Below are 21518 nucleotides of genomic sequence, written 5' to 3'. Positions count from 1 at the left end.
TTATCAGCCCTACGATGGTACCGGTAATACGGTACAAAAAGAAACGGGCTGATGAAGCTTGGGAAAAGGGGTGACTGCCCATGGCGCGATTCGATCATGTGGATCGCGGGCGGTTCGGGTTGATGGCTCGCAAGATCGCGTTCGCGTGCTGTGTCGGGGTGGTCGGCGGCCTCGCCTCGGTAGCGCTCTGCCTCGCGGTCGACGCTGCAGCGAAGTACTTTTCGCATCACCACGAGGCGCTTTTTCTGCTGCCGCTGTTCGGTTTTGCAACGATGCTCGTGTATCGGTTGCTCAAGATACCGTTCACCACGGGAACCGATACCGTCATCGACGACGCTCGGGCGGGCAGGAATATCCCGCCCGCCTTGACGCCTGCCATCTTCGCCGGCACGTTCTTGAGCGTGCTCGGAGGCGGCTCGGTCGGCAAAGAGGCCGCGACGCTGCAGATGGGCGCATCGCTCGGGGGGCTTGTCGCGCGGGCGTTCGGATTGAGGCTACCCGAGGACGCATCCGAAACGGAGGGGCTTGCCATCTCGTGCGGCATGGCTGCGGCGTTCAGCGCGTTGTTCTTCGCTCCCGTCGGCGCTACGGTTTTCGTGGTGGAGCTCGTGCGGTTGAAGAAAGGCGTCAGGAAAGAGGTGCCCTATCTATTCATCGCAGCGCTCTGCGGGTTCGGCGTGGCATCAGCCGTCAACATCGGGGATAGGGTTGCGGCGGTTTCTCTGCCTGACCTATCGGTGCTGCTCGTCGCGGCCTGCGTGCTCGTCGGCGCGCTTTCGGGGCTGTTCGGCAGCTTGTTTTCATGGGCGCTCCGCACGGCCCGGAGACGTACGGGCGCATGGCCCGGCAAAGGCGCGCTCGGCATCGTTTTCGGCGGAGCGATCGTGATCGCCGTGGTTGCGGGATTTGGCCAGTACCATCTTGCGGGTCCTGGTGCCGCAGTGCTCGATCAGGCGCTCACGGCAACCGTGCTTCCGACGGATTTCTTAGCGAAAGCCGTCTTAACCGTCGCGGCGATCGGATTCGGCTACAAAGGCGGGGAGATCATGCCGGTGTTCTGCATCGGGGGTCTGCTCGGAAATGCGCTCGGTCAGCTCATAGGGTTCGATGCGGGGTTTTGCGCAATGCTCGGGCTCGCGGCTTTCTTCGGGGCGTGCAGCAAATGCCCGCTTGCCGCAATCGCCATGGGAGGGGAGCTCTTCGGCATAGCCGCTCTGCCCGCGCTCGCCCTCGCGGTCGGTGTCTCGTCGTTGGTCACCTCGGAGCTCGGCATGTACGGGCGGGGCATGTGGGCATCGGTCAGACGCGAGTACCGTGCCGTGCGTGCGAAGCAAAAGGTCCGTTAGGTTCGGAAAAGAGGTACAATCAACCGATGCGACCGAATGAAGAAACGACCGACCGAAGCGTGCGCGCCTCCGAAGTGCTGGGGGCGTTCGTCTCGTATTACCGGCCCTACCGGGTGCTTTTGGCGTTCGACCTCGTCTGCGCTTTCGTGCTCGCGATCGTCGATCTCGCGTTTCCGCAGATACTCAATTTCTTCACCAAGGAGTTCTTCCTCGAGCCTCCCGAGGTGATCGTGGCCTCGCTCGGGCTCATTGCAGCGCTCCTTGCGCTCATGTACGCGGTGCGTACGGCGTGCCAATACTTCATCACGAGCTGGGGCCATATCATGGGTGCGCGCATGGAGGCAGACATGCGCAAAGACCTTTTCGAGCAGTACCAGCGTCTGAGCTTCTCCTACTACGACCGCAACAACACGGGCACCATGATGAGCAAGCTCGTCACCGATCTGTTCGACATCTCCGAGCTCGCCCACCACGGGCCCGAGAACCTCTTCATCTGCATTCTCAAGATAGCCGGATCGTTTGCGCTTCTGTTCCTCGTGAACGTGCCGCTTACGCTTATCATGCTCGTCGCTACGGCGCTCATGGCGGCATACGCGTTTTGGCGCAACTACCGCAAGCGAACGATCTTCACTGAAAATCGCAAGAAGATGGCCGACATCAACGCGCGGCTCCAGGATTCGCTCGGCGGTATCCGCGTGGTGAAGTCGTTCGGCAACGAACGCATCGAGATCGACAAGTTCGACGAATCGAACCACCGGTTCGTCGATACCAAGGAACGTTCGTACCGGTTCATGGGGTCGTTTCATGCGGTTAACTCGCTGTTCATCGGGGTCCTGTACACAGTGACCATCGTGGGCGGCGGATATTTCGTCGCCCAAGGAACCCTCGAAGTCACCGATCTTGCCATCTACGCGCTCTACATCGGCATCTTCGTTTCGCCGGTCGAGCAGCTCATCAACTTCACCGAGCAGTTCCAAAAGGGCTATGCCGGGTTCAGGCGCTTCATGGAAGTGCTCAAAGTGCGGCCCGACATAGTCGATGAGCCGGGTGCGCGCGATCTTGCAGATCTCGAGCGCGAACAGCGCACCGATACGGAAGGGGAGGTGACGGGCGAAATCCGGTATGCAGGCGTGCGCTTTTCCTACGACGGCGAACACGACGTGCTCTCGGGCCTCGACCTTCACGTGCCCGCAGGCGCTACCGTGGCGCTCGTGGGTCCGTCGGGCGGCGGCAAAACCACCACCTGCTCGCTGCTGCCGCGCTTCTACGACGTACAGGCGGGTACGATCGAGATCGACGGCATCGACGTTCGGCGCGTTACGGTAGAATCGCTGCGACGCGCGATCGGTATCGTGCAGCAGGACGTGTACCTGTTCGACGGGACCATCCGCGAGAACATCGCCTACGGCAAACCCGACGCGAGCGATAAGAACGTGGCCCGAGCGGCGCGCCTTGCGAACATCCACGAGTTCATCTGCGATCTCGAAGACGGCTACGATACGTATGTGGGGGAGCGGGGCGCGCGCCTTTCAGGTGGCCAGAAGCAGCGCATCGCTATCGCGCGCGTGTTCTTGAAGGACCCGCGCATCCTCATCCTCGACGAGGCGACGAGTGCGCTTGACAACGAGAGCGAGCGCAAGGTGCAGAAATCGCTCGAGGACCTTGCGCGCGGCAGGACGACGCTCGTGATCGCGCACCGTCTCTCGACCATTCGCAGCGCCGACGCCATCGCCGTCGTGGAACAGGGGCGCGTCGTGGAGTTCGGCACCCATGCGAGCCTGCTTGAGGCGAACGGCACCTACGCGCGCTACTACCGCATGCAGTTCGGGGAAGGGTAGCTCGCGAGGATTGCCGTGCGCTCGCTACGCGGAGTGCCGGAGCCCGGCCGACGATTGTCGGCTGAAAGACACGGTTTCTGCGGTAAATCCGTGTTTTCCTGCCGACAATTTCACCGCGCGGTCTCTTGTGCGGCACACCGGATCGCAGCGGAGAGCGCGTCCAAATCGACGCACTATTCCACAAAACCCGTATTGCACGCGAGGGTATCGTTTGTTAGAATAACTTTTCGTGTGTTTACCAATTGCACTTAACACCGGGCAAACGGCCCGGCTTGGAAAAGGAGTCAAGGATCATGGCAGTACCTAAGCGTAAAATGGGCCGTGCTCGCACCAATGCCCGCAGGAGCGCAAACGATAAAATTGCAGCTCCCTCGCGTTCTGTGTGCCCGCAGTGCGGCGAAGTGAAGCTTCCGCATCGCGTATGCCCGAACTGCGGCTTTTACAAGAACCGCGAAGTCATCGAGACCGACTAACCTCTGTCTCGTGCATCCGCGCGGTGCATCCCGCTCGGATCGGAAAGCGAAGCTCTCCGGGCTGCCTTGCTACGAGGCATCTCCGAGAGCTTCGTTTCGTTTTGCGTGCAAAGGGGATGAAATCGCATCAACCGACTGCGATCGCGCATCCTCTTTGCCTATAATTGGTTCGCGGCTTTCATGTCGCCCGAATACGCAACGGCGCCCGCGCCGTCTGCCACGCAAGGAGAAACGATGCCAGAACAAGTTACCGTAACGGTTGATGCGCTGGGGGGAGACCACGCACCCGACGTTGTGCTCGAAGGAGCGGCTTTGGCGCTTGCCGAGGATCCCGATCTCGCAATCGTCTTGTGCGGTCCTGCCGAAACGGTCGAGCCGTTCGCTGCCGAGCACGAGCGCTGCCGTGCGGTTGCAACTACCGAGTTCATAGCCATGGACGAGCATCCGGCGAACGCGGTGCGCAAGAAGAAGGATTCATCGCTTGTCGTGGGGTGTCGCCTTGTGAAAGAAGGCGAAGCCGCCGGGTTCTTCTCGGCGGGATCGACCGGTGCGTGCCTTGCTGCGGCAACGCTTGTCATGGGGCGCATCAAGGGCGTGTCGCGTCCAGCGCTCTGCACGGTCATTCCGTCGCCCGCCAAACCGGTCGTCATGTGCGACGTCGGGGCGAACGCCGATTGCAAGCCCGAATACCTTGTGCAGTTCGCCCAGATGGCCACCATCTATACCGAGCGGATTCTCGGCGTCTCCGATCCGAAAGCGGCGCTTCTGAACATCGGCGAAGAGGACACCAAGGGCTCTGCGTTCGCGCAGGAGGCGTTCGGGCTGCTCGAAGCGAATCTGCCCAACTTCGTCGGCAACGGCGAGGGCAACGACATCCTTCCAGGTACCTACGATATCTTCGTGACCGACGGCTTTACCGGAAACGTGTGCCTGAAAACCATCGAGGGCACTTCGAAAACGCTGTTCAAGGCGCTGAAAGACATCTTCTACGCAAGTGCGCTCACCAAGCTCGGTGCACTTACCATCAAAGGCGGGCTTAAGGACCTCATGGCGAGCGTGAGCCCCGATACCTACGGCGGCGCACCGCTGCTCGGCGTTAAGGGAGCCTGCATCGTCGGGCATGGCTCGTCGAACGCGACCGCCATCAAAAACGGCATCCATACCACGGCGAAGATCGTGCGCGAGCACGTATCCGAGCTCATCGCCGAAACCGTCGCTGCAGAGGCTGCGCCGAAAACCGTGCAGCCAAACGATGCCGAACCTGCTGCGGAAGCCCGGTGATCTGCATGACGAGCTCCGAAGAACAGCGCGAGAAGCTCAATCGGGCGCAGCAGATACTCGAGTACACGTTCGAGCGCAAGGAACTGCTGCTTTCTGCGATTACCCACCCCTCGGCGACGGAGGGGAAATCGGTCAAGTTCTCCTACGAGCGCCTTGAATTCTTAGGCGACAGCATCCTTGGGGCCATCGTCGCCACGGTTGCGTTCGATCGGTTCCATGATCTCGACGAAGGCGGCCTTACGCGCATCAAGGTCGCGCTCGTGTCGGGCACGAGCCTCTCGGACGTTGCGGCAGAACTCGGGTTCGCCGACATCATCGTGTTCGGCTCATCCGAGACGGGAACCGGCAAGCGCGGGCTTCATTCGGCGCTTGAAAACGTGTACGAAGCCATCGTCGCCGCGCTCTACCTCGACGGGGGCATAGAAACGGCCACGGCGTTCGTCCAGCGCACGCTCATACCGCGCATGTCGCTCGATATGGCAAGCGAGCCCGAGAACCCGAAAAGCGCGTTGCAGGAAAAGCTTCAGGAAGACGGTATCACGCCCACCTACAAGCTCGTGGAAACGCAGGGCCCTCCGCACGACCGCACATTCGTTGCGCAGGTGTTCGCAGGTACGCAAGGGCTTGCGCGGGGAACCGGGCGCACGAAGAAGGAAGCCGAAAGCCAGGCGGCGAAATCAACGCTCGCCCGTTTGAGCGATTTTCTCGGTTTGGGCGCCGATGCGAAGGCGGCCCGCACCGAGAAAGCCGCTGCGAAGGCGGCGCTCGCCGCTGCGAAGGCGGAGGACAAGGCCCGCAAGAAAAGCGAGCGGGACCGTGCGCGGCTCGATAAGCAGAATAAACAGAACAAGCAAACGAAGCAGAAAAACCGGGAGTAGCAAACGTGTACTTGAAATCCCTCGTCCTGAAAGGATTCAAATCCTTTGCCGATAGGAGCGTGCTTTCGCTCGAGCCGGGCATCACGGCCATCGTGGGTCCTAACGGCTCGGGCAAATCGAATATATCCGATTCGGTGCTCTGGGTGCTCGGCGAGCGCAACGCGAAGAACCTTCGCGGCCAGGCCATGGAAGACGTCATATTCGCCGGTTCCTCGGCGCGCAAGAGCGTCGGCATCGCCGAAGTCGATCTTGTGCTCGACAATACCGACGGCACGCTTCCCGTCGACTATTCCGAGGTTGCCATCACGCGCCGCATGTACCGCAGCGGCGAGAGCGAATACCTCATCAACGGCGCGCTTGCACGTCGCATGGACGTGCTCGACATCCTGCACGATTCGGGGCTCGGTACGGGTACCCATTCCATCATTTCGCAGGGAAGTCTCGATTCGATTTTGCAGTCGAAGCCGGAGGATCGCCGCGCCATCATCGAGGAAGCCGCAGGTGTGCTCAAGCACAAGCAGCGCAAACTCAAAAGCCAGCGCAAGCTCGAGCAGATGGACGCGCATCTCACGCGCGTGAAAGACGTTGCCGCCGAAGTGGAGCGTCAGCTGAAACCGCTTGAGCGCAAAGCCAAACGCGCACAGGCCTATCAGGGTCTCGCCGATGAGCTTGCCGAGCTGAACCTGCTGCTTGCGGTGGACGATCTGCGGGTGCTCCAGAAGAAATGGGAGTCGGCGGGGGGCCTCGAAAAAGATCTCGACGAGCAGCTTTTGGGAATGCGCGCCGCGATCGATGCGGTCGAACGCGAGATCGAGGCGCTCCAGCAGACCATCCAGGAGCGCAACGCCAACTCAGGCGAGCTTTCGCGTCGGTATCGCCGTGCGCAATCGGCTCTCGAGCGCTTTGATGCGACGACGTTGCTACTGCATGAGAAGAAGCGGGCCGCCCAAAGCTATGAAGCCGAACTGCAGGTGACCCTTTCCGCCAACAGGGAGAAGGCGAAGCAGGCAGAAGCCGACCGCGCACAGGCGGCGGCTCAGCTCGAAGAAGCATCGGCCCAAAGGCGAGCCGCCGATACCCAGGTGGAAAGGCTTCTTGCCGAGCAGCGTGAGTTGACCGAGAAAAGGTCGGCTCTCGAGAAATCCGTCCAAGAGTGGTCGGGCAAAGAGAAATCGCTTGCCCGCCGCATCGAGGCGACGCGCCTTGCGCAAGCCGAGAACAACGAGCTTCTCACCAACAGCCGCGCCCACGAGAAGCTTATCGCGGGCCACAGCAAGGAGCTTGAAATTCAGCTCGCGCATGCGAAAAGCGATTACGACCGCATCCATGCGGCTCAGGAGGCGGGCGAGTCGAAGCTTGCCGAGCTTTCGGAGCGCGAAGCGAAGGCGCGCCACGAGGTCTCCGAGGCGTTTGCGGCTCGAGAAGAAGCCCGCGAAGCGTTCGACTCCGCGCGCGACGAGGCTTCTCTTCTCGCATCGGAAATCCGCGGACTCGAAGAGGTCGAGCGTGCAAGCGAGGCGGCAGGCCCCGCCCTTTCGTGGCTCATGGAGCACGCTGACGAGCTCGAGGCGCGCCTTGAGCCGCTCTCCCATATCATCGTTGCGCCGAAGGGGTCAGAAGCGCTCGTCGAGCACCTCTTAGGCGCCGATCTCGCCGGCCTGTTCGTATCCGATGTTGCGGGCGCGAACGCAATCGCCGAGGCGCTGTGCTCGATCGACGAGACGGGAGAGGTGCTGCTGTACCCCCGAAGCGGCATGAGCGCACCGCAGACGCGCGCGTCTGCGGGCGAGCGTCTCATCGACCTGCTCGAGTTTCCCGATTCCCATGCCGAGGCCGTTTCGGGGTTGCTCGGCGACGTATACGTGTGCGAAAGCAGGCAGGAAGCCATCGCCGCCCATACAGCCGATAAAACCGGTGCACGGTTTGCTACGCGCGACGGATTCGTCATCTGGCCGAACGGCAAGATCGTTGTCGGGTCGAACAGGCACGACGGCGAAGGCGCCCTCGCGCGCCATCGCCGTATCGAAGAGCTGAAGCTATCGCTTGCCGAAGCGGAAGCCGCGCAAACCCGGGCGGAAGCCGAGCGCGAGAAAACCGATGCGGCCTTGCGTGATGCGCAGGCGAAGAGCCTCGCCCTGTCCCAAGAGCTCGCGCAGCTCAAAGGGCAGGTGGAGTCGTCGAAAGAAGAGCTCAAGCGCGCCGAGGAGAAACTTGCCGCCCTAACGCGCGAATTCGAGGACCTCGAGCGCCAGCGCGCTGAGGCCCAAGAAGTGCTGAAGACCGCGCAGCCGACCGCCGACGAGCTCGAGCGATCGCTCGAAGAGCTCGAAGGGGCGCTTGAGGAGGCCAAGGCGAAGACGGGCGAGCTTCAGCAAGACGTCGCCCCGCTGCGTCGCCGCGCAAACGAACTCCAAAACGAGTTCTCCGAAGCGCGCCTTGCCGCAGCCACCTCCGCCGAACGCGAGACCTACACCAAGCGCGTCGTCGAAGCCCGCGCACGCGAGATCGAATCGATGCTCGCGCAAGACGAGGCGGCGAAGGAAAGCCTTGCCCGAAAAGCGCTTTCCCGCACGCGCGTCGTTCCGTTGCTTGCCGTGTTCGAGGAGCTGTCCGACAGCGCGAAGAAGTGGACGCAGCGGCTCGAGGACGAAACGCTTGCCCAGCAGGATTCGTCGAGCGGACTGCATGCGGCTATGAACGAGGCGCGCAAGAAATCGCGCGAGGCTCACGACGCCTTCGACGAGGTGAACGCGAAGCTCTCGCAGGCGCGCGTGGACAAAGGGCGCCTCGAAGTGCAGGTCGAGGCGGCCATAAGCACGATCGTGAACGACTGCAAGGTCCCACTCGAAACCGCGCTTGTAACCCCGCCGCTTGAGAACCGCGCCGAAACCGAGGACAAGACCTTCAAGCTGAGGCGCCGTATCGCCAACATGGGCACGATCAACCCCGATGCGGCTGTCGAGTACGAGCACCTCAAGCAGAGGTACGACTACATGGCCACCCAGCTCGACGATCTCAATTCGGCGCGCCGCTCCCTCTCTAAGATCGTGAGCGTCATCGATGCGCGCATGAAAGAGGATTTCATCAAAACCTACGAGCAGGTGAACAGCAACTTCCAGGAGATATTCGCGATCCTGTTCCCCGGCGGCTCGGCAGAGCTCTCGCTCGTCGATCCTGAAGACCCGGAGAATACGGGCGTGGAGGTGACGGCGCAACCGCGCGGCAAGCGCATCACGAAGATGATGCTCATGAGCGGCGGCGAGAAATCCCTGACGGCGCTTGCGCTTTTGTTCGCGGTGTACCGTATCCGCTCGACGCCGTTTTACATCCTCGACGAGGTCGAGGCGGCGCTCGACGATTCGAACCTGCGCAGGCTCTGCGCCTACCTCGATTCGCTTCGTCATTCGACGCAGCTCATAATGATCACCCATCAGCGCCGAACGATGGAGATGGCCGACGTGCTCTACGGCATCTCGATGCAGGCGGACGGCGTGACGCGTGTGGTGAGCCAGAAGCTCGACCATGCGCTCAAGTATGCAGAGGAGTAAAGCATGGGTTTTTTCGATAGGATCAGCGAGGGACTCACCCGTTCCCGCGACAAGTTCAAGGAGTCGATGAACGTTCTTCTGGACCGCGGTCCGGATCTCGACGACGAGTTTTGGGATGGCCTCGAGGAAACGCTCATCGTAAGCGACGTCGGCGCCCCTGCGGCGGCGTCTATCGTGGGAAGTCTGCGCGACCAGGCTAAGCGCAAGGCGCTGCCCGATGCGTACGCGGTGCTCGACCTCTTGAACGACCAGATTGCGGATACGTTTGCCCAGGGCGGGGAAGAGGTGTTCGGCGGCGAAGACGCCATCGTGCTTTTCGTGGGCATCAACGGCACGGGCAAGACCACCACAGTGGGAAAGATCGCCAAAGAGGCGACCGATGGGGGTCGAAGCGTGCTTCTGGGGAGCGCCGATACGTTTCGCGCGGCAGCCATCGAGCAGCTTGAGGTGTGGGCCGAACGCGCGGGCGTTGAGATATGCACGCGCGAGCGCGGCAGCGATCCGGCGAGCGTGTGCTACGACACTATCGAGCGCGCCGAGCAGACGGGCGCCGATCTCGTGCTCGTCGACACGGCGGGCCGCCTGCATACTTCGGCAGACCTCATGCGCGAGCTCGAGAAGGTAGTGAACGTCGTGCGCAAGCGCGCGACCATGCCCGTATACACCGTGCTTGTCACCGATGCGACTACCGGCCAAAACGGGCTTTCGCAGGCGCGCGAGTTCGACCGCGCCCTCGACCTCGACGGCGTGATCGTCACGAAGCTCGACGGTACGGCCAAAGGCGGCATCGCGCTTGCTATATCCCACGAGCTTGGGCTTCCCGTGCTCAAGATAGGCGTCGGGGAGGGCATCGACGATTTGAAGGATTTCGACGCCCGCGATTTCGCGAAAGCGCTTGTCGGCGACTTCGACGAGCGGGGATAAGGGCGAGTTCGCAAAGCGCTGTATCGGTTGAAAGGGAGTTTTAGCGAAGGAATCGGCTCGGTTTCGGGTGCTCGGCTATACTGGTGGTATCGCACACTGGTAAAACCGTACGATGGGAGCTGCGATCCATGCTTGAAAACCTCTCCGAACGACTGCAGGGAATCTTTTCGGGGCTGCGCGGGAAAGGCCGTTTGACCGAGGCCGATATCAACGACGCCATGCGCGAGATACGCATGGCGCTCTTGGAAGCCGACGTCAACTTCAAGGTCGTGAAGACCTTCATCGCCAACACTAAAGAGCGCTGTCTGACCGCCGAAGTGCTCGATTCGCTCACGCCGGCGCAAAACGTCATCAAGATCGTGCTCGACGAGCTGACCGAACTTTTGGGCCGCACCGATTCCAAGCTCGTGCTCGGAAGCCGCATCCCCAATGTCATCATGCTCGTGGGCCTGCAGGGTTCCGGCAAGACGACGGCAGCAGCCAAGCTCGCGTATCGCCTGAAGCAGGAGAACCACCAGCCGCTCCTCGTGGCATGCGACGTGTACCGTCCTGCGGCCGCCGACCAGCTCCAAACGCTCGGCGGTGAAATCGGTGTGCGCGTGTACCGGGGTGAGGACACAGACCCCGTGAAGATCGCAGCCGAGGGCGTTCAGGATGCCATCGACAACCTGCGCGACGTGGTCATCATCGACACAGCAGGACGCTTGCACGTCGACGAGGAGATGATGGCCGAGGCCGAAAACATCAAGCGCGAGGTCAAACCCGACCAGATCCTCATGGTCGTCGACGCGATGACCGGCCAGGATGTGGTCAACGTCGCTTCGGCGTTCTCCGAGCGCGTCGACTTCGACGGCGTGATCATGTCGAAGATGGACGGCGATGCGCGCGGCGGCGGCGCGCTCTCCATCAAGCAGGTCACCGGCAAGCCCATCAAGTTCATCTCATCGGGCGAGAAGCCCGATTCGCTCGAGGAGTTCCATCCCGACCGTATGGCCAAACGCATCCTCGGCATGGGCGATGTCGTGAGCCTCATCGAGAGCGCCGCGAAGATCGAAGCGGAGGAGATGGAGGCCGAGGCCGCCGAGCGCATGATGCGCGCGCAGCTCAACCTCAACGATTTTCTCGATATGAACAAGCAGATCCGCAAGATGGGAGGCGTGTCCAAGCTCGTCGCGGCGCTGCCAGGAGGTGATAAGGCCATGTCGCAAGGTCAAGTCGACGAAAGCGCCCTCGACCGCATGGAGGTCATCATACATTCTATGACGCTTAAGGAACGCGAGAAGCCCGATATCCTGAACGGCAGCCGTCGGGCTCGCATTGCGGCCGGCGCGGGAGTTCAGGTGTCCGACGTGAACCAGGTCATCAAGAAGTTCAACGAGACGAAAAAGATGATGAAGCAGTTCATGCCAGCAGACGACGGGCGTCCCAAAAAGGGCAAGAAGAACAAGAAGGGCCGTCGCAGGCGCTCGCTTCCCGGCATGAACGGTATGAGCATGGCCGACATGAAGAAGATGCAGGACATGCTCAAAGACATCGACAAGTAGACAGCAGTCTGCTTCCAGCCTATGAGGGGTGACCCATGGACCAACCTTATGCTCAACCGCATGTACCGATTCCCGAGCCCGTGCGCGCGCCGGTGCTCGAGTGCCGATCGCTCACCAAGCGCTACGGGAACGTGAACGCGCTCAATGCCGTTACGTTCTCGGTGCCGAGTGGGCGCGTCGTCGGTCTGCTCGGGCCGAACGGTAGCGGAAAGACCACGCTCATCAAACTTATCGCGGGGCTTTTGCAGCCCACGGCGGGCGGCGCGTTCATCCTCGGTGAGACACCGAGTCCTTCGACGAAAGGCCGTGTTTCCTATCTTCCCGAACGACCGTATTTCAGCCCCGCTATGAAGGTGAACGATACGCTTTCGTTCTTCGCCGATTTCTACGCTGACTTCGACCGAAGGCTTGCCGAAGATATGCTCTTGCGTCTGTCGGTTCCCCTAACGAGCACTATGGGGGCGCTTTCTAAGGGAACGAAGGAGAAGGTGCAGCTCGTGCTCGTTATGGCGCGCAGAGCTGCCCTGTACCTGCTCGACGAGCCGATCGGCGGCGTCGATCCGGCGGCTCGCGATTTCATCCTGGGTACGATCATCACGAACTACCATCGCGATTCGACGATCCTCGTATCGACCCATCTTGTGGCCGACGTCGAGGCCGTGCTCGACGATTTCATTCTGCTGCAGTACGGCACGATGTCTCTGTACTCGTCTCCTCATCTGGTGCGCGAGCAGACCGGCCGCAGTCTCGATCAGTACTTCAGGGAGGCGTTTCGATGCTAGGAAAACTGCTGAAATACGATATGGCAGCGCTTTCGCGCGTGCTCGTACCCGTCCATATCGCCGCGCTTGCCGTGGGGTTGGTGGCTGCCGCATGCTTCTTCGGCTGCAACTGGATCGATTCTGCGTATAACGGATGGAGCGGCTCGTCGGGCTTTTCGGCCTCGATCCTCGTCATGCTCGCCATGACGGGCGCATTCTGCCTGTTCGCGCTTTTCATGGCTTCGGCGGCGACCTTCTTCGCCATCGTGCACCGCTTCTACAAGAACTTCTTCACCGACGAGGGCTACCTTACGCTCACCCTGCCCGTAAGCGCGAACCTGCATATCGCGTCGAAGGTCATCGCCGCCGCGCTCTGGCTGCTCATCGATGTGGTGATCGTCGGGTTCTGCGCATATTTCGCCTCGATGGCCGCGATGGGCTTTGCCGGCGATTTCGACGAGACGATCCCGTACTTCATGCTCATGTCCTCCTACGGGTTCTCGAGCATCGAGTCGTTTGCGAGTTTCATGCTCGCGGGGTCGACGTCTGCGATGCAGGTGCTCGCGATGGTGCTCACCGCCTACGCCGCGTTCGCGCTCGGCAGCGCCCTTGCCGCGAAACACAAGGTTGCTGCGGGCATCGGTTTGTTCTTCGCCCTCTCATGGGCTGCGGGGCTCGTCCACAGCATCAAGAGCGTCCTGCTTGCGACCAGCTTCATGTACGAATCGTCGTACAACTACGCAGCGGCGAACATGCTCTCTTCGGGCGTTTCGCTCGTACTCTATCTGATAACTTCGATCGTGTTCTACGCCGTGTGCGTGTACGTGATCGACCGGAAAACGAACCTCGCGTAAGGCGGTGATGCAAGCCGTGCAAAACGATGAACCGCTTTTGATCAGGCTGTTCGAAAAGGATGACCTCGAGGCGATGCGCACCGTATGGAACGAGGTCGTCGAAGACGGCGTCGCGTTTCCGCAGGAGGAGATGCTCGACGCGGATGCGGCGCTCGAGTTCTTCTCGTCCCAGTCGGCTACGGCGGTTGCCGTATGCGGAAACCGCCTGCTCGGACTTTACATCCTGCATCCTAACAACACAGGGCGCTGCAGCCACATCGCGAACGCGAGCTACGCGGTGTCCTTTGAGGCGCGGGGCAGGGGAATCGGCCGGGCGCTCGTGTCGGACTCGCTTGAACGGGCGGGCTCGATCGGGTTTCGGGGATTGCAGTTCAACGCCGTCGTTGCGAGCAACGCAGGTGCCATCCATCTATACGAAGATCTCGGATTTACTCGAATCGGTACGATTTTCGGCGGGTTCCGTATGAAAGACGGAACGTTTCAGGATACGTTCATCTACTTTCACGAGGTTTGATGACCGTATGCGCTGCACTCGGAGCGCGTTCGGGACTCTCGGCGTTTCAAGATTTTGATCTGCGCATCCAAAAGGGTCGGCTCGTGGATGGACTTTTGCCGTACTTTCTGTAAATCGTGACGCCTTTTGCCCGAATGCTTGCAAGACGAGCCGTTTCACCCTATTATTAGCAATTGCTGTTTTTCAAGGATGCCGATTCTGCACGGATCCGGCAAGCACACGTTGTATTACATGGTAAAAGGAGTTCAACTTCATGGCAGTTAAAATTCGTCTCGCCCGCCACGGCGCTAAAAAGGCACCTTACTACCGCGTCGTCGTCGCCGATGCGCGCGCACCGCGCGACGGCCGTTTCATCGAAGAGGTCGGCCGTTACAACCCCTGTGTCGATCCGGCCATGGTGAAGTTCGACTTCGAGAAGGTCGATGCGTGGATCAAGAACGGTGCGCAGCCGACCGATACGGTTGCCCGCCTCATCGAAACCGCACGCAAGGACGCGTAGCGCCATGTCTGCCGAAACGACAGACGTCGCCGGATTGGTGGCTTCGGTCGTCGAGCCTTTGGTCGAGTATCCCGACGATCTCGAGATCGCGTCGAGCGAGGCCGACGACGGAACGATCCTCGTCGAGATCCGCGTTCACGAAGACGATGCCGGCAAGGTTATCGGTAGGCAAGGCAGGGTCATCAAGGCCATCCGCACGCTTGCGCGCGCGGCTGCTTCCCGCACCGATACCCATGTCGAAGTAGAGCTCATCGACTAAATGCACGATTGGGCCAACGTAGCCGAACTGGTAAAACCGAAGAGCTTGCAAGGTGGGCTGGTCGCACGCAGTGCGTCTGGCCTTCCTTTTTTGCTGCGCGCCGGCCTTGAGGTCGCTTTCGTGCCGCCGGTGCTCGATGTGCCCCGGCGCGGCATCGTTATCGAAGCGAACGATCTCGGGCACGATGTTTACCATGTCGTCTTCGACAGCGTCGACTCGATCGATGCGGCGGAAGCGCTCGCAGGGTGTTCGTGTTTGGTGCGCAGGGTCGATCTGCCCGAGGGGTTCGACGCGTGCGAAGAGGACACGATCGTCGGCTATGCGGTCATAGACGAGGTGCTCGGCGATATCGGAACGGTTGTCGAGGTGATCGACAACAAGGCGCAGCGGCTCATTTCCGTGGACGGTGCTATGGGCGAGGTGCTCGTACCGTTCGTGGACGCCATCGTGCTTGCGATCGACGACGATGCCGAAACGGTCAGAACGCGCGTGCCCCGCGGACTCGTCGAGTGTTGAGGCTGTGGGCGTAGCCTCAAGCACGCACGCGAGGGCGTGGTGTAGCGCATGCGGGTACGATTACGCGAGAGAAAGGACGGCTCCATGAAGATAGAAACGCTCTCGACGTTTCCCGGCATGTTCGATGCCGTCATGGGTGCGTCGATGATGCGCATAGCGCAAGAGAAGGGCATCCTTGAATTTACCGCCCGCGATCTGCGCGATTGGACGCACGATAGGCACCGTACGACCGATGACGACCCTTACGGCGGGGGCCAAGGTCTCGTGATGAAGTGCGAACCGATATTCGAGGCGTTCGAAGAGATCGCATCGGAGGGAGCTTCGAAGCCCTACACGATCTTCCTCGGTCCTCAAGGCGAGCCGTTCACCGATGCGCTCGCCATCGAGCTTGCTGCACGCGACCGCCTTCTGTTCGTGTGCGGCCACTACGAGGGGATCGACGAGCGTGCCTACGCTTTGGCGGACAAGATCCTTTCCGTGGGCGATTACGTGCTCACGAGCGGCGAGCTCGCTTCGATGGTCGTAATCGATGCCGTGGTTCGCAAGATCGAGGGGGTGCTCGGGGACGAGGCGGGTGCCATCGACGAGAGCTTTTACGACGGATTGCTCGAGTATCCGCAGTACACGCGCCCTGCTGTGTACCGCGGGATGGAGGTTCCCGACGTGCTTCTCTCCGGCAACCATGCCGCCATCGATAGGTGGCGGCGCGAGCAGAGTCTCAAGCGCACCCTGTGCCTGAGGCCGGATCTGCTCGAAACGGCGAACCTCGATGCGGCCGACCATGCTATTCTGGCGTCGCTTAAGGCCGCAATGCCGCGTTAGGATCATGGTGCGCGCACAGCGCGCACGTATACGCTCAGACCGACCGACGAACCGAAAGGAAATAAACGTACATGGATGCCGGGCAGCATGCCGAGACCCATAAGCCGTCGCTTTTCAGAAGCATTCTCACCATCCTCGTCATCGTCGTCGTTGCAGTGGGTGCGTCGAGGCTGATCATGGAATTCGTCGTGCGACCCTACGAAGTGCCCTCCGGTTCGATGGAGACCACTATCATGACCGGCGACAAGGTGTTCTCCGAACGCGTGAGCTACTATTTCCGCGACATAGAGCCGGGCGACATCGTGACGTTCGAGGACAACGAGATTCCAGGCCGTATTCTGCTTAAGCGCTGCATTGCGGTGGCAGGGCAGACCGTCGACCTCATCGACGGGAGGGTCTACGTCGACGGCGTCGCCCTCGACGAGCCCTACACCCACGGCCTTCCCTCCGATCCCTTGTCGAAGACCATCGTCGAAGTGAACTACCCCTATACGGTTCCGCAAGGCGAGCTGTGGGTGATGGGGGACAACCGCACGAACTCCAACGATTCGCGGTATTTTGGATCGGTGAAAGAATCGAGCGTCACCGGCCGGGTCTGTCTTGTGTACTGGCCGCCCTCCCATTTCGGGACCTTGTAAGCGCCAAGGAGGCGCCCGCGCGCCCCGATCCGCATCTTGTCGGTGTCGTGCGGGTTATGCGCGGGCACGAGTGCGTCGGGGGCTTTTCGCGACGCCGCAGTCGTTCGGGCACCGTTTCAGAAAGCGCCCCGGCGCGCTCTCGATCGTGGATTTCTGAAATGTTTATCTACCGACGCATACGCTTTGACGCGAAGCGGTATCATATACCGTCGAATCGTATTCAGGCGTATCGATTGGCGAGGTCTGGATGGAAAGGAAGCGAAACGTTCATGGATGCCGGTCAACACGCCGATGCCCCCAAGCGCTCCGTGCTGCGGAGTCTGCTGAGCTTCCTGTTTCTCGTCGCGCTCGTCGTCGGCCTTTCGTGGCTGTTGCGCGAGTTCGTCATCCAGCCCTACGAGATTCCCTCCGGTTCGATGGAGACCACCATCATGACCGGCGACAAGGTGTTCTCCGAACGCGTGAGCTACTACTTCCGCGACATAGAGCCGGGCGACATCGTGACGTTCGAGGATAAGGAGATACCCGGTCGCATCCTCATCAAGCGCTGCATCGCGACGGGCGGGCAGACCGTCGACCTCATCGACGGGAGGGTCTACGTCGACGGCGTCGCCCTCGACGAGCCCTACACCCACGGCCTTCCCTCCGATCCCTTCGCGAGCACGCTCGTCGACATAAGCTATCCCTACACGGTTCCTGAAGGCGAGCTGTGGATGATGGGGGATAACCGCACCAACTCGAAAGATTCCCGCTACTTCGGCTCCGTTAAGGAGTCGAGCGTAACCGGCAAGGGCTGCTTCATCTATTGGCCCTTGGAGAACTTCGGCGTTCTCCAGTAGGGCTCATCGGAAAAGGTACGAACCAAGGACACGAGGAGAACCATGGCATCACCAAACGATTCGGCGACCGACCGCACGCAAGAAGCGCTGCCCCCGACGTTCCAAGACGTCATTATGGGTCTGCAGCAATATTGGGCAAGCGCCGGCTGCGTCATCCTGCAGCCCTACGACAACGAGGTGGGAGCCGGTACGAACGCGCCCGCCACGACGCTCAGGTCTCTCGGTCCCGACACGTGGCGTACGGGATACGTGCAGGGCTGCCGCCGTCCGACCGACGGACGCTACGGCGAGAACCCGAACCGCTTGCAGCACTACTACCAGTTCCAGGTGCTCATCAAACCCTCCCCGGACAACATCCAGGATCTGTACCTGGGATCCTTGCGCGCCATCGGCATCGACGTGGACGCCCATGACGTGCGCTTCGTCGAGGACGATTGGGAAAGCCCTACGCTCGGTGCATGGGGGCTTGGCTGGGAAGTGTGGATCGACGGCATGGAGGTTACGCAGTTCACGTACTTCCAGCAGGTCGGCGGCTTCGAATGCAATCCCGTCCCCGTCGAGATCGCCTACGGGCTCGAACGCCTGACCATGTACATCCAGGGCGTCGATTCCATCTACGACATCGTATGGAGCCGCGGCGCTGACGGAGTCGTATTCACGTACGGCGATGTGTTCCTCGAAAACGAGCGCGAATACTCGGCATACAACTTCGAGGTTGCCGACACCGAGTTTCTGTTCCAGGAATTCAACGAGCGCGAGCGCGAATGCATGCGCGTGCTCGATGCGGGGCTTCCGCTTCCCGCCTATGACAGCGTGCTCAAATGCTGCCACGCCTTCAACCTGCTCGACGCCCGCGGCGTGATTTCCGCGACCGAGCGCATGGCCTACATCCTGCGCGTCCGCACGCTCGCCAAAGCGGTGTGCGCCTCGTATCTTGAGCACGTGGTGGGCCAGGCTCCGGTCGGCGACGAGGAAGAGGAAGGGGAGTAGCATGAAAGAGAACGCGCGCACTCTCGCATTCGAGATCGGAACCGAGGAAATCCCCGCTTTCGATCTTAAAAACGCGACCAAGCAGCTCGAATCGCTCGTGCCCGACGCCCTCGACGCTGTGCGCATACCGCACGGAACGACCGCCGTGTATTCGACGCCGCGTCGTCTGATCGCCGTTGTCGAAGAGGTGGCCGAGCAGACCGAGTCGCTCGTCGAAGAGCACAAGGGACCGTCCGTCAAAATCGCGTTCGACGCCGAGGGCGAGCCCACGAAGGCCGCCGAAGGATTCGCGCGCGGAAAGGGCGTTTCGGTCGACGAACTCGAGCGCAGGACAGTCGACGGCATCGAGTACGTGTATGCGAAAAAGAGCATTCCGGCACGTTCGGTCATCGATCTTCTGCCCGAGGTGCTCGGCGGCCTCATCGAGGCGATCTCGTGGCCGAAGTCGTGCAGGTGGGGCACCCAAAGCGTATACTTCTCGCGCCCCGTCCGCTGGCTTGTGGCCCTATACGGAACCGAGGTCGTACCGGTTACGTTCGCGAACCTCGTTGCCGGCGACACGACGCACGGCCACCGGTTTTTGGCACCCGGCCCCCATACGGTCGCATCGGCTGAAAAGCTCATCGACGTCATCTCGAACGCGTACGTCGTGCCGAGCGAAGCGCTGCGCGAAGAGGCCATCCGCGCCGGCGTTGCAGCTGTCGAGCGCGAGACCGGCTTTACCGCCGAGCTGCCGCAGAAGACGCTGACTGAAGTGATCAACCTCGCAGAGTACCCGACGGTGCTCGTGGGCTCGTTCGACGAGGAGTTTCTGCGCGTACCCGAAGAGATCATCGTCGACGCGATGCTCATGCACCAGCGCTACTTCCCGCTCTACGATGCCGATAAGAAGCTCACGAACCGCTTCATCGTCGTGACGAACGGCAATCCCGACTGCGCCTCTACCATCCAAGACGGCAACGAGCGCGTGGTGCGGGCGCGCCTTGCCGATGCGAAGTTCTTCTACGAAGAGGATCTCAAAGTGCCGCTCGACCGCTACGTCGAAAGGCTCGACGAGGTCGTGTTCCAGGAATCGCTCGGTACGATGAAGGCGAAGACCGAACGCGTCGTGCGCCTTGCCGACGAGCTCGCAGCCGATGCGGGGCTATCCGCCGAAGACGCCGCCGATGCGCATCGTGCCGCGTATCTGAGCAAAGCCGACCTCGTGAGCAACGCCGTCGTCGAATTCACGAGCGTCCAGGGCATCATGGGTGCGTACTACGCCGAAGCCTCAGGTGAAACCGCCCAGGTTGCGCGTGCTATCGCCGATCAGTACCGTCCGCGTTTCGCGGGCGACGACATGCCTGAGAGCACGGTCGGCAGAGTCGTTGCCATGGCCGATAAGCTCGACACCATCTGCGGGCTGTTCGCCGTAGGCCAGGGCCCCACCGGCTCGTCCGACCCCTTCGCGCTGCGCCGTGCCGCCATCGGCATCGTGAACATGCTCGCCTCAGGGCTTCCCGTCTCGCTCGACTCCGCGATTTCCTCGTCACTCGATACGTATGCCGCCGTCGAGTTCGACCGCGATGCGGTGGCGCGCGAGGTTGCGGAGTTCTTCGTCACGCGGACGAAGGTGATGCTGCGAGACGGCGGCAGCGCTTCCGATGTGGTCGACGCGGTGCTCGCGACCGGCGCGACCGAGCCTGCCGAGATCATCGCGCGCGTTTCCGCCCTGCAATCTGCGCGCGAAGGCATGGCTGACGTGATGGACGATCTTGCAATCGCGTATGCCCGTGCGAACAATCTGCGAGACGCATCGCTTGGCGACGAGGTGGATCGGGCGCTCATGGGCGATGCCGAAACATCGCTTGCAACCGCCCTTTCGGACGTGCGCGCCAAGGTGGATGCCGCGCTTGCGGAAAACGAGTACGCGACGGCGCTTCGCGAGCTTGCCGCGCTGCGCGCGCCCATCGACCGCTTCTTCGAAGACGTGCTCATCATGGACGAGGACGACAAGCTCAAGAACAACCGCCTCAGATTGCTCAACCGCTTCGTCGGAGTGTTTTCGCAGGTTGCCGATTTCGGCAAGATGGCGAAACTCGGAAGGTAGCCCAATGGTGCTCGAACCTGTCACGGTCGATAACACGACGCCGCTTCCCACCATCCACGTTATCAGCGATTCGGTGGGCTTGACGGCGCAGGCCGTCGCCCGTGCGGCTACGAGCCAGTTCGGCGTCACCGATCCCTGCATCGAAGTACTGCCGAAGGTGAACGAGTTTTCGGACATCAAGCTGTTCTTCGAAGAGCACGGGGCGCATCATTTGGAGGTGCTTGGATCCGACCGTTTGCTCGTCTTCTACACGCTTGTCGACGAGACGCTTCGCCTTCAGCTCAAGGTCTACGTCGAAAAGCACCCCAACATCGTCGCCGTCGATCTTCTGTCGGCGGCGATCGACGCCATTGCGGAGGTAAGCGGGCTCGCGCCGTCTACGAAGCCGGGTGGTCTGCACGTTGCCGACGAGAACTACTTCAGGCGCATCGCCGCGCTCGAGTTCACGATCGCCCATGACGACGGCCGCAACCCGCAGGATCTCACGCAGGCGGACATCGTGCTCATCGGTGTGTCGCGCACCTCGAAGACGCCGCTTTCCATCTACCTTGCGCAGCAGGGGCATAAAGTGGCGAACATCCCGCTCGATCTCCATACCGATCCCCCGCGCGAACTCGAAGACGTCGATTCGACCCGCTTGTTCGGGCTCATGACGACGCCCGAAGTGCTCATCAACATCCGCCAGCGCCGCCTCGGCAACGCGAGCGCGGTGGCGGCGAGCTACGCCGACCCTGAAGAGGTGCACCGCGACCTCGAGGAGTCGAGGGCGCTCATGCGCCGGCTCGGTTGCATCGTCGTGCGCACCGACAACCGCGCCGTCGAGGAAACCGCCCAGGAGATCCTGCGCTACTACGAGCGCGTACATCCCGTTTCGAGCGACGTGCTCATATAGGGTGCGTGCCGTG

At 61.4% G+C, this 21518-nt stretch carries 20 protein-coding genes; all 20 read left to right on the top strand.

Annotated features, from left to right (window positions below):
* Positions 1-80: 80 nt before the first annotated feature.
* The 20 genes from FJE54_RS12920 (at position 81) to FJE54_RS12825 (ending at position 21505) form a co-directional block, all read left to right on the top strand.
* Positions 81-1346, top strand: coding sequence for a chloride channel protein (locus FJE54_RS12920; RefSeq protein WP_139653226.1), 1266 nt, complete (start codon positions 81-83; stop codon positions 1344-1346).
* 26 nt (positions 1347-1372) lie between these two features.
* Complete coding sequence (locus tag FJE54_RS12915) at positions 1373-3184, top strand: ABC transporter ATP-binding protein (protein ID WP_139653225.1); 1812 nt, start codon at positions 1373-1375, stop codon at positions 3182-3184.
* 293 nt (positions 3185-3477) lie between these two features.
* Positions 3478-3657 (top strand): 50S ribosomal protein L32, encoded by a 180-nt coding sequence (gene rpmF, locus FJE54_RS12910; protein WP_139653224.1) that lies wholly within the window; start codon positions 3478-3480, stop codon positions 3655-3657.
* A 234-nt stretch (positions 3658-3891) separates the two neighbouring features.
* Entirely contained in the window at positions 3892-4938 is a 1047-nt protein-coding gene (gene plsX, locus FJE54_RS12905) for a phosphate acyltransferase PlsX (protein ID WP_139653223.1), read from the top strand.
* Positions 4939-4943: 5 nt separating this feature from the next.
* Positions 4944-5816, top strand: coding sequence for a ribonuclease III (gene rnc, locus FJE54_RS12900; RefSeq protein WP_139653222.1), 873 nt, complete (start codon positions 4944-4946; stop codon positions 5814-5816).
* 5 nt (positions 5817-5821) lie between these two features.
* Positions 5822-9364 (top strand): chromosome segregation protein SMC, encoded by a 3543-nt coding sequence (gene smc / locus FJE54_RS12895; RefSeq protein ID WP_139653221.1) that lies wholly within the window; start codon positions 5822-5824, stop codon positions 9362-9364.
* 3 nt (positions 9365-9367) lie between these two features.
* Entirely contained in the window at positions 9368-10288 is a 921-nt protein-coding gene (gene ftsY / locus FJE54_RS12890) for a signal recognition particle-docking protein FtsY (protein WP_139653220.1), read from the top strand.
* Positions 10289-10416: 128 nt separating this feature from the next.
* Positions 10417-11832: a signal recognition particle protein gene (gene ffh, locus FJE54_RS12885; RefSeq protein ID WP_139653219.1), complete on the top strand. Its 1416-nt coding sequence runs from the start codon at positions 10417-10419 to the stop codon at positions 11830-11832.
* 35 nt (positions 11833-11867) lie between these two features.
* The gene (locus FJE54_RS12880) at positions 11868-12614 is read left to right on the top strand and encodes an ABC transporter ATP-binding protein (RefSeq protein WP_139653218.1); all 747 of its coding nucleotides are present in this window, start codon (positions 11868-11870) and stop codon (positions 12612-12614) included.
* Positions 12608-13447 carry a hypothetical protein gene (locus FJE54_RS12875; protein ID WP_139653217.1) on the top strand — a complete coding sequence of 280 codons (840 nt, stop codon included), beginning with the start codon at positions 12608-12610 and terminating at the stop codon, positions 13445-13447. The genes FJE54_RS12880 and FJE54_RS12875 overlap by 7 nt, the downstream gene beginning before the upstream one ends.
* 7 nt (positions 13448-13454) lie before the next feature.
* Entirely contained in the window at positions 13455-13961 is a 507-nt protein-coding gene (locus tag FJE54_RS12870; protein WP_139653216.1) for a GNAT family N-acetyltransferase, read from the top strand.
* A 253-nt stretch (positions 13962-14214) separates the two neighbouring features.
* Positions 14215-14460, top strand: a complete 246-nt coding sequence (gene rpsP / locus FJE54_RS12865; protein WP_139653215.1) for a 30S ribosomal protein S16 — start codon at positions 14215-14217, stop codon at positions 14458-14460.
* A 4-nt stretch (positions 14461-14464) separates the two neighbouring features.
* Positions 14465-14719 (top strand): KH domain-containing protein, encoded by a 255-nt coding sequence (locus FJE54_RS12860; protein ID WP_139653214.1) that lies wholly within the window; start codon positions 14465-14467, stop codon positions 14717-14719.
* A 120-nt stretch (positions 14720-14839) separates the two neighbouring features.
* Entirely contained in the window at positions 14840-15235 is a 396-nt protein-coding gene (locus tag FJE54_RS12855) for a ribosome maturation factor RimM (RefSeq protein ID WP_255467427.1), read from the top strand.
* An 84-nt stretch (positions 15236-15319) separates the two neighbouring features.
* Positions 15320-16057 (top strand): tRNA (guanosine(37)-N1)-methyltransferase TrmD, encoded by a 738-nt coding sequence (gene trmD / locus FJE54_RS12850; protein WP_139653212.1) that lies wholly within the window; start codon positions 15320-15322, stop codon positions 16055-16057.
* Between the two features lie 71 nt (positions 16058-16128).
* Entirely contained in the window at positions 16129-16695 is a 567-nt protein-coding gene (gene lepB / locus FJE54_RS12845) for a signal peptidase I (protein WP_139653211.1), read from the top strand.
* Positions 16696-16964: 269 nt separating this feature from the next.
* Entirely contained in the window at positions 16965-17534 is a 570-nt protein-coding gene (lepB, locus tag FJE54_RS12840) for a signal peptidase I (protein ID WP_139653210.1), read from the top strand.
* Between the two features lie 42 nt (positions 17535-17576).
* Positions 17577-18524 (top strand): glycine--tRNA ligase subunit alpha, encoded by a 948-nt coding sequence (locus FJE54_RS12835; RefSeq protein ID WP_139653209.1) that lies wholly within the window; start codon positions 17577-17579, stop codon positions 18522-18524.
* Between the two features lies 1 nt (position 18525).
* On the top strand, positions 18526-20613 hold the full coding sequence (gene glyS, locus FJE54_RS12830; protein ID WP_139653208.1) for a glycine--tRNA ligase subunit beta: 2088 nt from the start codon (positions 18526-18528) through the stop codon (positions 20611-20613).
* A gap of 4 nt (positions 20614-20617) precedes the next feature.
* Entirely contained in the window at positions 20618-21505 is an 888-nt protein-coding gene (locus FJE54_RS12825; RefSeq protein ID WP_139653207.1) for a pyruvate, water dikinase regulatory protein, read from the top strand.
* The last annotated feature ends 13 nt before the right edge of the window (positions 21506-21518 follow it).

Origin of the sequence: Raoultibacter phocaeensis, assembly GCF_901411515.1 — a bacterium.
Classification (GTDB): Bacteria; Actinomycetota; Coriobacteriia; order Coriobacteriales; family Eggerthellaceae; genus Raoultibacter; species Raoultibacter phocaeensis.
Note: the sequence above shows the minus strand (reverse complement) of the source record. Positions and strands in the feature narration are given on the sequence as shown.

Bases quoted from the DNA above. Each gene is read 5' to 3' on its own strand.
- FJE54_RS12920 (WP_139653226.1), top strand. From the start codon at position 81: ATGGCGCGATTCGATCATGTGGATCGCGGGCGGTTCGGGTTGATGGCT.
- FJE54_RS12915 (WP_139653225.1), top strand. From the start codon at position 1,373: ATGCGACCGAATGAAGAAACGACCGACCGAAGCGTGCGCGCCTCCGAA.
- rpmF (WP_139653224.1), top strand. From the start codon at position 3,478: ATGGCAGTACCTAAGCGTAAAATGGGCCGTGCTCGCACCAATGCCCGC.
- plsX (WP_139653223.1), top strand. From the start codon at position 3,892: ATGCCAGAACAAGTTACCGTAACGGTTGATGCGCTGGGGGGAGACCAC.
- rnc (WP_139653222.1), top strand. From the start codon at position 4,944: ATGACGAGCTCCGAAGAACAGCGCGAGAAGCTCAATCGGGCGCAGCAG.
- ftsY (WP_139653220.1), top strand. From the start codon at position 9,368: ATGGGTTTTTTCGATAGGATCAGCGAGGGACTCACCCGTTCCCGCGAC.
- ffh (WP_139653219.1), top strand. From the start codon at position 10,417: ATGCTTGAAAACCTCTCCGAACGACTGCAGGGAATCTTTTCGGGGCTG.
- FJE54_RS12880 (WP_139653218.1), top strand. From the start codon at position 11,868: ATGGACCAACCTTATGCTCAACCGCATGTACCGATTCCCGAGCCCGTG.
- FJE54_RS12875 (WP_139653217.1), top strand. From the start codon at position 12,608: ATGCTAGGAAAACTGCTGAAATACGATATGGCAGCGCTTTCGCGCGTG.
- FJE54_RS12870 (WP_139653216.1), top strand. From the start codon at position 13,455: ATGCAAGCCGTGCAAAACGATGAACCGCTTTTGATCAGGCTGTTCGAA.
- rpsP (WP_139653215.1), top strand. From the start codon at position 14,215: ATGGCAGTTAAAATTCGTCTCGCCCGCCACGGCGCTAAAAAGGCACCT.
- FJE54_RS12860 (WP_139653214.1), top strand. From the start codon at position 14,465: ATGTCTGCCGAAACGACAGACGTCGCCGGATTGGTGGCTTCGGTCGTC.
- trmD (WP_139653212.1), top strand. From the start codon at position 15,320: ATGAAGATAGAAACGCTCTCGACGTTTCCCGGCATGTTCGATGCCGTC.
- lepB (WP_139653211.1), top strand. From the start codon at position 16,129: ATGGATGCCGGGCAGCATGCCGAGACCCATAAGCCGTCGCTTTTCAGA.
- lepB (WP_139653210.1), top strand. From the start codon at position 16,965: ATGGATGCCGGTCAACACGCCGATGCCCCCAAGCGCTCCGTGCTGCGG.
- FJE54_RS12835 (WP_139653209.1), top strand. From the start codon at position 17,577: ATGGCATCACCAAACGATTCGGCGACCGACCGCACGCAAGAAGCGCTG.
- glyS (WP_139653208.1), top strand. From the start codon at position 18,526: ATGAAAGAGAACGCGCGCACTCTCGCATTCGAGATCGGAACCGAGGAA.
- FJE54_RS12825 (WP_139653207.1), top strand. From the start codon at position 20,618: ATGGTGCTCGAACCTGTCACGGTCGATAACACGACGCCGCTTCCCACC.